The organism is Methanothermococcus okinawensis IH1 (assembly GCF_000179575.2).
GTDB lineage: Archaea > AGJL01 > Methanococci > Methanococcales > Methanococcaceae > Methanofervidicoccus > Methanofervidicoccus okinawensis.
Map to the genome: position 1 here is coordinate 91,513 of NC_015636.1, position 14,954 is coordinate 106,466.

General features: G+C 27.5%; 12 protein-coding genes and 1 CRISPR repeat array. Of the genes, 7 read left to right on the forward strand and 5 right to left on the reverse strand.

Going from position 1 to position 14,954, the window contains the following annotated elements; translation table 11 throughout:
- Positions 1-62: 62 nt before the first annotated feature.
- Positions 63-932, forward strand: coding sequence for a methanogenesis marker 8 protein (locus tag METOK_RS00500; protein WP_013866284.1), 870 nt, complete (start codon positions 63-65; stop codon positions 930-932).
- 102 nt (positions 933-1,034) lie between these two features.
- Here METOK_RS00500 and METOK_RS00505 read toward each other — a convergent pair whose 3' ends face one another.
- Positions 1,035-1,829 (reverse strand): N-glycosylase/DNA lyase, encoded by a 795-nt coding sequence (locus METOK_RS00505; RefSeq protein ID WP_048057975.1) that lies wholly within the window; start codon positions 1,827-1,829, stop codon positions 1,035-1,037.
- 270 nt (positions 1,830-2,099) lie between these two features.
- On the opposite strand from METOK_RS00505, the gene METOK_RS00510 reads away from it, so the two are divergent.
- From METOK_RS00510 to METOK_RS00530, 5 genes are all read left to right on the forward strand, one after another.
- Entirely contained in the window at positions 2,100-3,749 is a 1,650-nt protein-coding gene (locus METOK_RS00510) for an ABC transporter ATP-binding protein (protein WP_013866286.1), read from the forward strand.
- 114 nt (positions 3,750-3,863) lie between these two features.
- Positions 3,864-5,006 (forward strand): class I SAM-dependent rRNA methyltransferase, encoded by a 1,143-nt coding sequence (locus tag METOK_RS00515; RefSeq protein ID WP_157198893.1) that lies wholly within the window; start codon positions 3,864-3,866, stop codon positions 5,004-5,006.
- Positions 5,007-5,087: 81 nt separating this feature from the next.
- Positions 5,088-6,077: a CPBP family intramembrane glutamic endopeptidase gene (locus tag METOK_RS00520; RefSeq protein WP_013866288.1), complete on the forward strand. Its 990-nt coding sequence runs from the start codon at positions 5,088-5,090 to the stop codon at positions 6,075-6,077.
- A 354-nt stretch (positions 6,078-6,431) separates the two neighbouring features.
- Positions 6,432-7,277 carry an agmatinase gene (gene speB / locus METOK_RS00525; RefSeq protein WP_013866289.1) on the forward strand — a complete coding sequence of 282 codons (846 nt, stop codon included), beginning with the start codon at positions 6,432-6,434 and terminating at the stop codon, positions 7,275-7,277.
- Positions 7,278-7,673: 396 nt separating this feature from the next.
- On the forward strand, positions 7,674-8,984 hold the full coding sequence (locus tag METOK_RS00530; protein WP_083810061.1) for a DUF2117 domain-containing protein: 1,311 nt from the start codon (positions 7,674-7,676) through the stop codon (positions 8,982-8,984).
- A gap of 33 nt (positions 8,985-9,017) precedes the next feature.
- On the opposite strand, the gene METOK_RS00535 is transcribed toward METOK_RS00530, so the two are convergent.
- Both METOK_RS00535 and METOK_RS00540 read right to left on the reverse strand, forming a co-directional pair.
- The gene (locus METOK_RS00535; RefSeq protein WP_013866291.1) at positions 9,018-10,040 is read right to left on the reverse strand and encodes an iron-containing alcohol dehydrogenase; all 1,023 of its coding nucleotides are present in this window, start codon (positions 10,038-10,040) and stop codon (positions 9,018-9,020) included.
- Between the two features lie 167 nt (positions 10,041-10,207).
- Entirely contained in the window at positions 10,208-10,399 is a 192-nt protein-coding gene (locus METOK_RS00540; protein WP_048057978.1) for a DUF362 domain-containing protein, read from the reverse strand.
- 308 nt (positions 10,400-10,707) lie between these two features.
- Between METOK_RS00540 and METOK_RS00545 the strand changes: the two genes are divergently transcribed.
- On the forward strand, positions 10,708-11,913 hold the full coding sequence (locus tag METOK_RS00545) for a geranylgeranyl reductase family protein (protein WP_013866293.1): 1,206 nt from the start codon (positions 10,708-10,710) through the stop codon (positions 11,911-11,913).
- Positions 11,914-11,953: 40 nt separating this feature from the next.
- A CRISPR array of direct repeats spans positions 11,954-13,589; the repeat unit is 30 nt; unit sequence ATTTCCATCCATCAATGGTCTGATTTTAAC.
- A 371-nt stretch (positions 13,590-13,960) separates the two neighbouring features.
- Here METOK_RS00545 and cas6 read toward each other — a convergent pair.
- Together cas6 and cas2 are read right to left on the reverse strand one after the other, a co-directional pair.
- Positions 13,961-14,662, reverse strand: coding sequence for a CRISPR-associated endoribonuclease Cas6 (cas6, locus tag METOK_RS00550; RefSeq protein ID WP_013866294.1), 702 nt, complete (start codon positions 14,660-14,662; stop codon positions 13,961-13,963).
- Positions 14,663-14,686: 24 nt separating this feature from the next.
- Positions 14,687-14,950 carry a CRISPR-associated endonuclease Cas2 gene (cas2, locus tag METOK_RS00555; protein ID WP_013866295.1) on the reverse strand — a complete coding sequence of 88 codons (264 nt, stop codon included), beginning with the start codon at positions 14,948-14,950 and terminating at the stop codon, positions 14,687-14,689.
- Positions 14,951-14,954 lie beyond the last annotated feature (4 nt).

Sequence of the window (14,954 nt, forward strand, 5' to 3'; positions counted from 1 at the left end):
ATAGAACTACTAATTAACATAACTATTGATAGATATAAATATTAAGAACAATGGATGGAAAAATGGAAGACATACATATAATGGAAGCTCTTGGAAGAGCTCAGGTGGTTGTGAAAAATGGAAAAGTCATTGAGGTAGGCGAGCCTTTGATAAAATATTGTCCATTATTTGTAAAATATAGAAAAATATCTGAATTAAATAAAGAAACCATTAAAAAGAATATAGAATTTAGAATAAAAGATTTTGGATTATTTACAGAAAATAGGATAGTTGAATCCAAAGAATGTGTAGTGGAATTTGGAACATCTGAAATATTTATGACTGCATTAAAAAATAAATTACTTGATGTCGTGGTAATTGTTAGCGACTGTGCCGGAACAGTAATAACAAATAATCCATATTTAGTTCAGGGGTTATGTGGGCGAATATCGGGAATAATAAAAACTACGCCTATTCCAAAAGTTATCGAGAAAATAGAAAATGCCAATGGTGTTGTATTAAATAAAGATAATGCCGAAATAAACCAGATAGAAGGTGTTAAAAAGGCATTGGAATTAGGTTATAAAAAAATTGGAGTAAGCGTAAGTAATTTAGAAGATGCTAAAAAAATTAAAGAATTGGAAAAAACTTATACCAATAACTCTAAATCTATAAAAATTGTAACGTTTGGAGTCCATACAACAGGTTATAATAAATTGGATGTTGAAAAATATTTGAAATATTTAGATTTAATTACATGTTGTGCGTCAAAAGGTGTTTTAGAAGCAGTAAAAGGGCATGTTAAGGTGCAGGTGGGAAAATCTATTCCAATATTTGCACTTACTCAGGAAGGAAGGGAATTAATACTGGAAAGGATGAAGGAATTAGAAAGACCAATATTTATTATACCCTGTGATAAATTACCAAATATTAACGGTGATTTTTATATATAAGTATATACCAAGGTTATGTAATTACTTATATGTATAAACAAAAAAATAAAAATAAAAGAAAATAAATATTTATTTTTCTTAATATTTACTAAAAAACATTTACTACAAATGTATTAATGTTTCTATCATGTTATATAGTTTATTATCAAGCGATTTTAGGTGAATCTTAACATCTTTTGAATTTCCGAGTGCCGACCATAGTATTGAATCGATATGGAGGGGAGGTATTCCCACCTCTGATGAGATATTGTTCCAAAATGTTATAACATCACCATTATTGGCAAATCTTTTTGTGTATTTTTCTATTCTACTATCCTTTGGTATTTCAATCTCAAAAGGATAAGGGATAAACTTTTTAAAAACCATTCTTGAAGCATATCCAAACATTTTAATGGTAAATACAACAGTTTTTGATGATTTTTTCGTGTTTAATTCCTTTGCAATATCATCTCTAAATTTATTCATATTATGATAATAATTTTCCAAATCTGAAATAGATAAATCCTTTAAAAATGGTGTTATTTTATTAATTCTCTTTATCTTTACATTATTAAGGCGCTTATTTCCTTTTGAATTGGATAAAAATAATATATATTCCTTAAATAAGTTATTATTAATGTTTCTGTTATCATTGTTATTATTATTGTTTAAAATATTATTCCAAGGGTATTCTGAAAATTCCTTCCACCACTTTTCACCTGTGGTTGAGAGCTGATAGGATACAATAGCATTGAGTATTACCAGTTTTAAAAATAATTCATCATTATTTAAGGTTTTTTGAAGATTTTCTAAATAGCGATATTGTAAATCTACATTTTCCTCAATTATTTTTGCAGATTTTATGCCTAATCCTTTTAATATTGTTTTTAAAATATTAATATTATTTATATCGTCCATACTATTTATTTCTATATTATATACCTTATTTATATTAGTTATACGATTATTATCTGTTTTATCAGTATTTTTCATAATATCACAAATTTTATTATTTTATACTTTTATCATTATTTTATTTTTACACCACTATGTTATTATTCATATCATTCAAATATTATGGTAAATATTTTATATTTTATTTTATACAATATTTAATACCACTAATATAACTATTATAGGTTAATTATAAAAAATTTTAAAAATAATATAAATTTAAAGGTGCAGATTATGGCAGTTAAAGTTAAAAATCTATCCAAATATTATGGTAAAAAAAAGGTATTAAATAATATAAGTTTTGAAGCTAAAAAAGGAGAAGTGTTGGGTATAATTGGAAAATCAGGAGCTGGAAAATCCACATTAATTAGAATTTTGAGAGGAGCCGATAATAATTATAGTGGAGATATTGAAATTTGCGGAAAAAACGATAATTTTAGGGAAATTACTGCCATACATTTACAAAGAAACTTTGCATTATGGGCTGAACCTGCAATATATAATATAATAAGAAAACTATATGCCATAAGAACTAATTCTGATGAATCTCTCCCAATGGAAGATGAGTGGGAAGAATATGAAAAAACGGCAATAGAAATTTTGAAGTTAGTTGGATTGGAACATAAAAAAGATGCCTTTTCAAATATATTAAGTGGGGGAGAAAAACAGAGATTGATATTGGGTAGGCAAATAGCAAAAATGTACGAAAAAGGAGAAGGTGTTTTACTGCTTGATGAACCAGGCACCATGTCTTGCCCAGCTTCAAAACAGTTATTATTGGATGTTCTAAAAAATATAAACAAAAAATTAGGAATTACAATAATAATCACATCACATCTTCCAGAAGTCCATGAGTATCTATGTGATAGATGTATTCTTTTGGATGAAGGCAATATAATAATGGAAGGAAAGCCAAAAGAGGTAATTAATGAGTTTTTAAAGGACATGGATAAACCATACATTAAAAAAACCACTCCAGTGGATAAAAATATTATAACTGTAAATGATGTATCAAAGAGATACTTTGTTGTGCATGGTGGAGAAACGCTTAATATGAAAAATATTTCCTTTGATGTTAAGGAAGGCGAAATATTATCGCTTATTGGACCTAGTGGAACTGGAAAATCTGTTCTTTTAAGACTTCTCGGTGGTGTTGAATTACCAGATAAGGGAGATATTGTTGTTGATGGACTAAATTTAAATGACTATGGATGGGAGAGAATCAATTTAAGAAGAAAAATGGGTATTATGCATCAGGAATTTTCACTGCCTCATTATTTAACTGTTGAAAGTATGTTAAAATATAGACTTGGAATTAAAGGGGAAAAAGCAGTGGCAAACGCAAAGTTAAAATCAGCTGAGCTCGGCATATCACCAAAAATTGTGGATGCCATTTATCAGTTAATAGACCTTCCAGAGCAGGAAATGAAAAACAAACTTGAAAAATTAGGTATATCAGAGGACATAATTAAGATACTCTTTCCTTCCATTGTAGATAACTTTAATCCAAAAGATGTTCTTAGAGCTCTTGACTTGGATGAGGAAATTTTGAAAAAAACACCGTTGGAATTAAGTGGCGGTGAAAAGGTAAGAGTTGCCCTTGCATTGCAACTTATAACAAAACCTAAAATACTGCTTCTTGATGAACCATTTGGTGATTTAGACCCAATAACTCTTAGGGACATTTCTAACTATCTAAAAAAGATAAATGATGAATTTAGAACAACAATAGTATTAATAAGTCATCACATACAACTTATTAAGGAAATAAGCGACAGGGTTATACTGATAGATAAAGGAAAAATAATAATGGAGGGCAAACCAGAAGAGGTTTGTAATACATTTATAGAGAGAAGCAATTTAAAATTTTTAAATAAAGAATGAATAATAAAAAAGAAAAAAATTATAATTTGGGATTATTATTTTACTTATATTTATAATTATTATTTATTTACATTTATTAATTATTACAATTATTATTTACCAGGTGGTTTTTTGATAAAATTAGAGATTGATAAAAGGGCGTATAATTCTATTTTAAATTTTTCGAGGATTATTTATAAAAATGCAATAATAAATAAAGAGGATTTGCCAAATAATGAGCAAATAATAAAGTTGTATTACAAAAATAAATTTGTGGCTAAGGCAATATATGATAGCGGAGCTCCGACAATCAAAATATTAACCTTAAAAGATGAGGAGATAAATAAAGACTTTTTTTACAATAGAATAAAAAAAGCAAAAGATTATAGGGAAAATGTATTAAATTACAAAGACACATATAGGATGATATATGCAGAGGCAGATTATTTGCCGTCAATAATAATCGATAGATATAACGATATAGCTTCAATGCAGGTATCTTCAAAAATTATAGAGGGTTATTCCCGTATTATATTTGAATGTTTAGAAGAAATAGCAGATATCAATACACTGTATGTCCAAAATGCTAAAAAGGGGGACAAAATAATACCAAAAATATATGGGGATAAAAAATTCGAAACAGTAATAAAGGAGGGAAATGCAAAATTCAAAGTAAATTTAAAAGGACATAAAACAGGATTTTTCTTAGACCAAAGAGAAAATAGAATGGATTTGGAAAATTATATCAAAAAAGGGGATAAAGTTTTGGATATTTGTTGTTATACTGGGGGATTTTCTGTTCATTGTGGAATAAAGGGTGCAGAAGTTATAGGTGTTGATATGTCCAATGAGGCTTTAAAAGTTGCAGAGGAAAATATGACATTAAATAATATTAAACATTATAATTTTATTGAAGGTAATGCCTTTGATATAATGAGGGATATGATAAATAAAAATGAAAAATTCGATGTTGTTATTTTAGACCCGCCGGCCTTCACAAAATCATCAAAAGATGTAAAAAATGCTTTAAAGGCATACAACACATTGAATTACTTGGGGCTAAAACTTGCAAAAAGAATGTTTATTACGAGCTCCTGCTCTCATCATATAGATAGAGAAATGTTTAAAAACATGGTGGTTTCATCTTCGTTAAGGGCTAAAAAAGAAATTAGGCAAATCGGAGGATATAGAACTCAATCTCCTGACCATATAATAACAATGACCAATAAAAATTTAGAATATCTAAAATGTCTGTTTTTTGGTGTTAATAACTTATAATATAAAATAATAAAAAATAATCAAATAATTATAAATAAATATTTAACCAAATAGATATTTTAAGGTTATGTGGTGTGTATTATGGGTTGTATTATAGAGATATTCAATGTATCACTTTTGATAAATATTATATTTTCTTTTTTTGCAGTTATGATTTATTTGACTAATTTAGTAGAAGGTTTAAACAGTAATAAACTGAAAAATATTATTCTAAATGTTGTGCTTTTGTTTGATATAATTATAGCGATATCTTCACTATATACCAATATAGACTATATTTACAAAGGTATTTTTTTAGGAATATCTCTATTATCAATGATTTTATTAATAAACAAACGATTATTCGATACATGCGTAAAAAAGTTAAATATGGATATGCAATGGAGTAAAATAACACATAGAATATTTTTTCCATTATCACTTTATGTATTGTTAAATCCTATTGGATATACCACTTCAATGGGAGCTCACCTTATGATATTCCTAAATGGTTTTTTTCAAATGATTAATCAGTTGAGTTTTCATATTTTGATGTTTGCTTATTCTTTTATAGGCGTTGGCTTGGGAACCAGAAGAGGATTAAAAAGCTGTTTAAATAGGCTAAATATTGGTATTCCAAATATAAAATATATTATTGCTGGATTTTTGGCAATATTTTTCTTTGATTATTTTGTATGGAATATATTGCCATTTATCGTTAAAATTATATCTCATATTTTACCAAATTTTGATATGTATTCAAAAATCACAGTAGAATCTTCAAATGTAGAAAATACCGTTCAATCTATAAAAAATATTGCACCTTCATTAATGGACACTTTAATACTAACCACTGTTGTAGGTATAAGTGAAGAGCTCATATTTAGGGGAGCTCTACAACCAAGATTTGGAAATATCTACACGAGTTTATTATTTACAGTATTGCATTTCCAGTATTTTTCAGTTTTGGCATTGTTGGAGATATATATAATTAGTTATCTTTTGGGTGTTATAAAGGAAAAAACCAATACATCAACTACGGCATTTATCCATATAATTTATGATTTTGTTTCAATATGGTTCCAAATATAAAATATTAAAAAATATGATAAAAATAAAACTTTAAATTAACATTTATATACTCTAAATTTTTAAAAATCCATATTTGATTTTTATTTTAAAAATAGCAAATGGTTAAAATATATTTTATCATAATAAACATAAATAAAATAATAAATAAAAAATAAGTAAATTTTATTGATTATATTATAACAGTAATACTTTTTTATATTTTTCTAGTAATTTTTACTTAGGGAGTATATAAAAGCAAGAAAAATATCGGAGCTCATATAATAATAAAAAATATAAACTTTAAAATTCAATAGAAATTGAAAATATTAACCTTTCTATAAATAAATTTAATATTAAAGCATATATGGTGATATCGTGTATTTTGAGGATTTTTCTAAATATATATGTGCCTATTCTGATTTTGAAGATGCGGATTTTGCAATATTTGGAATACCTTATGATGCTACAACATCTTACAAACCTGGAACAAGATTTGGACCTGATGAAATAAGAAAGGCGTCTTGGGGATTGGAAACATATAGTCCTGTCTTAAAAAAGGATTTAACAGACATCGCGTTATGTGATTTATACAATATAATCATTGAAGGAGCTCAGGATGAAATTATTAGGAGGTCATATAGGGCCTCTAAAAATATTATGAAAAAAGGTAAAGTACCTATAATGATGGGAGGGGAGCATTCAATAACTTATCCAGTAGTAAAGGCTGTAAAAGATACATATGAGGATTTTATTTTAATACAATTTGATGCTCATTGTGATTTAAGGGATGAGTATTTGGGTAATAAATATTCTCATGCAAGTGTGATAAGGAGATGTTTCGATTTAACAAATAATATATATCAATTTGGGATAAGAAGCGGAGATAAAGAGGAATGGGAATTTGGAATGGAGAATACAAAAATATCCACAGATTTACCTAAAAAGGATGATATAAAAGAAATTAAATCTTTGGATAAACCTGTGTATATCACAATAGACATCGATGTTTTAGACCCTGCATACGCCCCAGGAACAGGGACTCCTGAACCATGCGGATTTTCTACAAAGGAATTAATAACTTCACTCTATTTATTTGAAGAATTAAAGGATAATATTGTAGGTTTTGATGTTGTAGAAGTATCTCCACATTATGATATAAACGATATTACATCTATTGCTGCGGCAAAGATAATAAGGGAGCTCATGCTGACAATATCATAATAATTGATGTAACTTAATATAAGTAATATAAAAATAAGAATTAAAATAGAAATATTATGGAAATGTTATAGAAAAATATAATAATCATAATTTTTATGGGATGGTATAATGGATGAGGATAAAAATAATAAAAATAATGCAAATAATAAAGAAAATAAGGAAAATAAAGAAATTCTCGATAAAAACAACCCTAAATATTGGATAAAAAAAGGAATAAAATTGGGCAATATAGGAAATCATGAAGGAGCTCTGAAATGTTTTGATATATCCATTAAATTAAATCCATTAAATGAGGAGGCATATTTTTACAGAGCTCTGGCTCTTAGAAATTTAAAAAGAATGGATGAAGCAGTAAAATGCTATAATAAAGGCCTTATAATTTCAAATTATATGAATATGAATGACAGAAAAAATAACAACCAAAACAATACCGACGATAACAAAAACAGCAATAATAAAAATAGCAGTAAAAATATTAATAAAAATAATATCTTAAATATTGGCGTAGTAATCCATGGACCTGAAATAATTGATACGGGATATGCTAAAAAGATTTTAGAATATTTAAAAGAATTTTCAAAGGAATATGGATTAAATACAGATATAAGGGCAAAACTCGGCGGAACAATGGGAAGAGTAGCCGTAATAGATAATAATTTAGATAATATAATAGACATTTCGGAAAAACTTGTCCCATCTGAAAGTTTAAAAAAATTAAGAGATAACGATATTCTAATTTTGATGAACTATGGAAAATCAAAGGAAACTGGGCACACATTTGGAAAAATTGTTGTAGGGAGGTCAGGCGTACATAAACCAATAATTCAAATAGAGAGGCCAGGAGAACAGGATGGAACTATTTTGATATGGAATAACGATAAAAACAAAACTAACAAAAATTTAAATCGGTTAATAGAATACCTTTCAAAAAAACTAAACTTAAATATCGAAGAATGTATAAGCGATGGGTTAAATGTTTGGGAAGAGGATAATAAAGTATTTAGAAAGCTTCATGGGGTTGATATTGGAGAAGCCATAATGATAAATGGAATAGTTGTAGGTAAGGCAAAAGGAGCTCCTTTAATATTGGTGTCAGAAAATAACAAATTGGTAGATATAATAAACGGTGAGGTAAAATGGCATGGAGTTGAGAAACTTGGAGAGATTGATTTAAAAAGAGCCATTGTAAAAACAGGGGTTTTAAGGAGGCATCCATCCAATATCAAAAAAGATAATATAAAAAATATAGAAAATAATGTAGAAAATAACAACAATATAAAAAATAAAAATAATATGGAAAATACAGAAAATAAAATAATAATAGATAAAACCAATTTATCCAACATAGGAGAAATTATCATTGTAAATCATGCAGGCGAGGATGTTTTGGAGAAAATAAAAAATAAAAAAGTTTCTGCTGTAATTACTATTGGAGATGATACAACAACAGTATGTGGTGATATATTAGCAAGATTTGGCATTAAAATAATAGGAATAACAGATGGAGACAGGGATGAAATTTTAAAAAATCCAATAATAACCAGAGGTTCAAATATATTTTTAATAAAAAATTGGAAAGATGATGATGTAGGGGAGTTATTGAAAAAAGAATTAAAAAATAAAAATATGAATTATGAAGAGGTTTTAAGTTATATAATAAAAATATTGGATAGGAATAAAATTGACTATGATATTAACAAACATTAATAAATGAAAAAAATGTATTGTATAATAACTTACTTAAATAACTCCTGTTTCTTTTAATATTGATTCTGCCTTTTCCTTTGAAATTCCATTTCTCAATATGGTATAGCGATTTCTAATTTTATGAGCTATTGTCAGTGCTTCTATTAATACATCATCATCAAAACCGAGCTCATGCCCTGTGGTTGGAGCTTTTGTTTTTTTAAGTGATAATTTTATATGTTCTATAATTTCTTTACTTAAATTTCCTTCGATATGGTGTATATATGATGAAATAATTGTTCCTACTCCGCACTGCTCTCCATGAAGGCTATTTACTTTCAAATCATATTTTATTTTTAAGTAATCAAGGGCATGGGAAAAGAGATGCTCACTTCCAGATGCAGGTCTTGTAGAGCCTGCTATGGCTATGGTAATACCGCTTCCAATAAGTGCTTTAACAAGTTTTTTTGAATATTCGTGGATATTGCACTCATAATCATCTGGTTCATTTACCACATATTCTATTAATTCTTTGGCTATTGTTTTTGAAAATATGGCGGAGCTCTCACTGTATTCTTCACCAATTTCTTTATGTGCTAAATCCCAATCCAATACAGCAGTAATATTTGAAACAACATCACCCAATCCCGCAGTTAAAAGTCTTTTGGGGGATTTTTCTATGGTGGTTATATCTGCAATTATTGCTATTGGGGATTCTGCCATGATTGAAGGCTGTTTTAATGAGATTACAGGTGATGCTATACCGTCATTTGATGCAGTAGTTGGTATGGATATAAACGGCTTTTTTGAATGATATGCAATGTATTTACCAATATCTATGGATTTTCCACCGCCAACACCAATTATAGCGTCATAATCTTTTGTAAGTTTATTAATGGATACAATATCATCTAAATTAACATCTGAATAATATATCCTATCAAAATTGGGAGCATATTTTTTTGTTTTTTTGCCAGATATTACAAGGGGATTCTTTAAATTAAGTTTTGAAAGTATATCATATAATGCACTAATCCCATTTTCTTCAATAACTATATATCTTGGTATGGTTATCATTTTTTCACTATAAAAGTATTATTTGCTTATTTTCCCTATATGCACTTATTATATATTATTATGTCATTTTATTATTATATTATTTCATTTATTTTCATTGATATTGTCTTTTCTATTTTATATTCCATATATTATCGTATATTACTTTTTATTTTATACTAATTTTTTTATTGTCTATTGTTATCTTTTATTTTATTACCTTTTAAATATAAAGCATCAATAGGGCAGTAATCCACACAAATTCCACATTCTGTGCATTTTTCTTTATCAACAATAGCCATCCCATAGGTGGTGATAGCTTCAAAAGGGCAGAAAGGAACACATTCTCCACATCCTACACATTTATCCAATACAGTCATCATATTTTCACAGTGCATGGTTTTTTAATGTAAATAATTTTTTAATATAATTTTTAAATTTATTATTTTTATTAATTTTTAAATTTTAATATTATTATATTTTTTGTTTTTGTTAAACTTACTTATAATTAAATCATTATTCCAATTATATTAAAATTTTTCTTTTATAAAACCTAAATCATGTTATATATTTAAATTATAGTATCATAAAAAGAGTAAGAAATAAAACTATAAGAATAATAAGAAGAATAATAATAAAAATAAGATAAATAAAATAAGAAAAAATTGAATAAATTAGGGGAAGTTATATGGATTTTGAAAAATACGATGTGGTTATAATAGGTGGAGGTCCTGTGGGCTGTATTACTGGGGAACATATAAAAAATCATAAAGTTTTGATTGTTGAGGAACATCAAACAATAGGAGCTCCTTTACAGTGTGCAGGATTGGTGAGTAAAAAAGGTGTGGAAGAGCTCGGTAATCCTAAGGGAGCAGTAAATAAGATAAGGGGAGCATATATTCATTCAAAGAATCACACTGTAAAAATAGGAAATGAAGAAGTTAGGGCTTATGTATTTGAAAGAAAAGTTATGGACAAAGACATAGCAATAAGAGCTTCAAAAAAAGTTGATTTTTTATTAAAAGCCTATGGAAGATTAATAACTGATAAGAATAATACAATAAATGAAAAAAAGAATTTACTAAATTTTAACAGGTTAAATTTTTTAAAGCGTTCAGGGAATAAATATGGATTATCCATTAATCATCTTAGGGATACATATAAACTTTATCCAAAGGTGGTAATTGGTGCAGATGGTGCAAGGTCAAGTATTGGAAAATCCGCAGGTATTCCTATGAATAGAGAAATATTATCCGGAGCTCAGGTTGAGGTGGTTAATGTAGATATCGATGATGATTTTGTCCATGTCTTTTTTGATAAATCCTACTGTAAAGATTTTTTTATGTGGATAATTCCAATGGGAAAAGATAGGGCAAGGGTTGGCATGTGTGATAGCTCAAATACCTATAACAAACTTTTAAATTTTATAAACAATCATCCAATAGCATCTGAAATTTTGAAGAATGCTGTTCCAGTAGAATTTTCAGTCGGAGCTCTTCCAATAGGTCATCTAAAAACGACTGTTAAAAATAATTTAATGCTTGTAGGTGATGCCGCAGGACAGGTAAAACCTTTAAGTGGAGGAGGTCTATATTATGGGGCAAAATGTGCTAAAATCTGTGGAAAAATTGTGGATGAATTTTTATCCAATGATTATAATATAAATTATTTAAAAAAATATGAACTCATGTGGAGAAAAAGTATAGGTAATGAAATTGATTTTGGATTAAGATTTAGAAGCATATTAAAAAAAATGGATGATAAAAAATTAAATATGTTTCTGGAATTTGTAATAAAAAATAATCTTATAGAGTATATAAATGAAAAAGGGGATATGGACAATCCTTCAACCATTTTAAAAGATTTATTTAAAAGATTTTTGGGTATTAATTGAATTTATATCCTTTTAAAATAAACTATTTTTCTTTATTTAGATTTCCATCCATCAATGGTCTGATTTTAACAGAAAATTAACAGCAAAAATTGAAAATGTAAAAATAGTATTTCCATCCATCAATGGTCTGATTTTAACATAAAATGTTTTAAATTTATTATATGATTCATCTCCATTTCCATCCATCAATGGTCTGATTTTAACGCAGTAGAAGAGATAATTATAATTAAAGAGCTCAAATTTCCATCCATCAATGGTCTGATTTTAACTATCAATTTGAATGTATTATATCAGTTGATACTAAAATATTTCCATCCATCAATGGTCTGATTTTAACAAGTGCAGATATTCTTTCAATGATAGCAAAATCGTTATTTCCATCCATCAATGGTCTGATTTTAACTTAAAAGTTCGTGCAGAAAAAACCTAACTTTCCTTGCATTTCCATCCATCAATGGTCTGATTTTAACTTAAAGAACCAACATTAAAAGAATACATATTAAAAGTATATTTCCATCCATCAATGGTCTGATTTTAACAAAATAAGCGAAATAATAACCTATGTTAATAAAAAAATTTCCATCCATCAATGGTCTGATTTTAACGGACAAATACTTCAAATTATTGAGAGTATTTTATATTTCCATCCATCAATGGTCTGATTTTAACCTTATGTCTTTTTTTAGTTTGGCTTGCGGATGGTCGTATTTCCATCCATCAATGGTCTGATTTTAACGATAAATTTAAAACACATGATTTTGTTAAATTTTTTAATTTCCATCCATCAATGGTCTGATTTTAACAGTCGTTAAAAAATTATCTAAAAAATTATCTAAAAAAATTTCCATCCATCAATGGTCTGATTTTAACTATCACATCCGTTAAAGCATATGTAGTTGATGATTCATTTCCATCCATCAATGGTCTGATTTTAACGTTATTGATGTTGATAACTTATACAGTAGGCTAAATTTCCATCCATCAATGGTCTGATTTTAACATAGTAGTTTGTAATTAACATCTGTTTTAGTTTAGGATTTCCATCCATCAATGGTCTGATTTTAACCTGGAAATTTCCAGCAAGAAGTTTAAACGGATATGTTATTTCCATCCATCAATGGTCTGATTTTAACTTAGGAACTACAACACCAATTGATTTTTTATTACCAGAATTTCCATCCATCAATGGTCTGATTTTAACAAAAATGAAATAAGTTTAACTGAATTATGTGTTTCATCATTTCCATCCATCAATGGTCTGATTTTAACTGTGTTCACCTCATACGTATCTAATATATTGGTGAATTATTTCCATCCATCAATGGTCTGATTTTAACGGAAGAGATATTGGAATGTCCAGGTGGGGCATACCATTACTCCAATTTCCATCCATCAATGGTCTGATTTTAACATTTTTAGGGGTTGTTGGTTTTACAGTTTTTCTTTTAATTTCCATCCATCAATGGTCTGATTTTAACAATCATCCCTATTATATTAGCCGCTATCATCATCTTATTTCCATCCATCAATGGTCTGATTTTAACCGGGGGTTACCACAACCACCACCATTACACATATAGATTTCCATCCATCAATGGTCTGATTTTAACTAATAGAAATATAAACCCTGAAGAATGCGAAGAATAATTTCCATCCATCAATGGTCTGATTTTAACAGTTCAAAAATTTTCTTATTTTCTATAAAATACCTTTGCATTACCCCTATATAAACCTTGCATCTCGAATCACATTGATTTTTGTTATTTATATAGTTTTGGTGGTGATTTACGACGGATGATTTGGAGATATTTAGGAATATAAAAGATATTAAATTGATATTTTTTTAAAATCTAAAAAATTTACAAGGAACAGATGAAAACAACATAATATATAAAAAATCTCTTAAAAATCTCTATAATTTTATTTATATAAATATATTAATTATACTAAAAATTTTAGTGATTTACGACGAATAATTTAAAGAGATTTAAAAAAATAAAAATTATATAAGCAATATAATAAAAAAATAAGTAAAATTAGTAAGGATTTATACTTTACATATTCCAAAGCCCATTGAATTTTTCTCACCAAATCCGCATTCATAACCAAACTTAATTAATTCATAGTCTCCTTCAACTTTAAACACGAGCTCCGAACATCTATGATATATACCTTTTAATTCAACCCTTTTCTTTTTAAATGCCCTTATTTCAAAATCAAAATCATAATCGCATTTGCCGTAGAATCTTTCATACTTGTTTATTAGGTTATTTTTAAAGTATTCGTAAAACCTACTATCATCGGGAAGGATATCTATTATTTTATCATTTTCTTTGTTTCCCATTCTTAAATATACAGGAGATATTGTTTTTAACATGTTAAATTCCTCAGGAATTTTTTCAATGGTTAATGTATATGGCATGAATTTAATACCTCCAACATCGAGCTCGCCATAGCAATTGAATAATCCATCAATAAAATTTTTCATAAATTCATCATCTGGTGAAGATATATGTAAATATGCCCGCCCATCTTTTGTAATTATCCCGTTATCTTTATTTAGCTTTCTTCTTGCTATATCCAACCTCGAAAATGTGAAAAATTTATATCTGTCATAATCATGAAGTTTCTTAGAATATTCTGGATTAAAATTATGAAGCACATCATATATCGCAGATGCCAAATGATACTGATAATTGAATGGAATTAGTTTTTCTTTTTCAGTTCGGAGCTCTAACTTTATCCTCATACTTACACTTCCCCTCTTTTTATTTTATAATATATCGGATTGAATATTCTTATCAATCCCTATAATATTTCTATCTATAAATTTTCTATCTTTTAATTTAAATATTATTACGCTGTCAAGTTTTTTATCTATTATATTATTAATACCTTGCTCCACTTTTATATATTCTGATTCTGTTAATTCTCCTTCAAATACACTATTTTGAACCCAATTCAACCAAACCCTTAAAAATTTCTTTATTTTATTTACCCTCTCAACCCCTACATCATAAACGATTATCACATACATATAT

Bases quoted from the DNA above. Each gene is read 5' to 3' on its own strand.
- METOK_RS00535 (WP_013866291.1), bottom strand. From the start codon at position 10,040: ATGATAACCATACCAAGATATATAGTTATTGAAGAAAATGGGATTAGT.
- cas2 (WP_013866295.1), bottom strand. From the start codon at position 14,950: ATGTATGTGATAATCGTTTATGATGTAGGGGTTGAGAGGGTAAATAAA.
- METOK_RS00505 (WP_048057975.1), bottom strand. From the start codon at position 1,829: ATGGACGATATAAATAATATTAATATTTTAAAAACAATATTAAAAGGA.
- cas6 (WP_013866294.1), bottom strand. From the start codon at position 14,662: ATGAGGATAAAGTTAGAGCTCCGAACTGAAAAAGAAAAACTAATTCCA.
- METOK_RS00530 (WP_083810061.1), top strand. From the start codon at position 7,674: ATGAATGACAGAAAAAATAACAACCAAAACAATACCGACGATAACAAA.
- METOK_RS00545 (WP_013866293.1), top strand. From the start codon at position 10,708: ATGGATTTTGAAAAATACGATGTGGTTATAATAGGTGGAGGTCCTGTG.
- METOK_RS00540 (WP_048057978.1), bottom strand. From the start codon at position 10,399: ATGACTGTATTGGATAAATGTGTAGGATGTGGAGAATGTGTTCCTTTC.
- METOK_RS00520 (WP_013866288.1), top strand. From the start codon at position 5,088: ATGGGTTGTATTATAGAGATATTCAATGTATCACTTTTGATAAATATT.
- METOK_RS00510 (WP_013866286.1), top strand. From the start codon at position 2,100: ATGGCAGTTAAAGTTAAAAATCTATCCAAATATTATGGTAAAAAAAAG.
- METOK_RS00500 (WP_013866284.1), top strand. From the start codon at position 63: ATGGAAGACATACATATAATGGAAGCTCTTGGAAGAGCTCAGGTGGTT.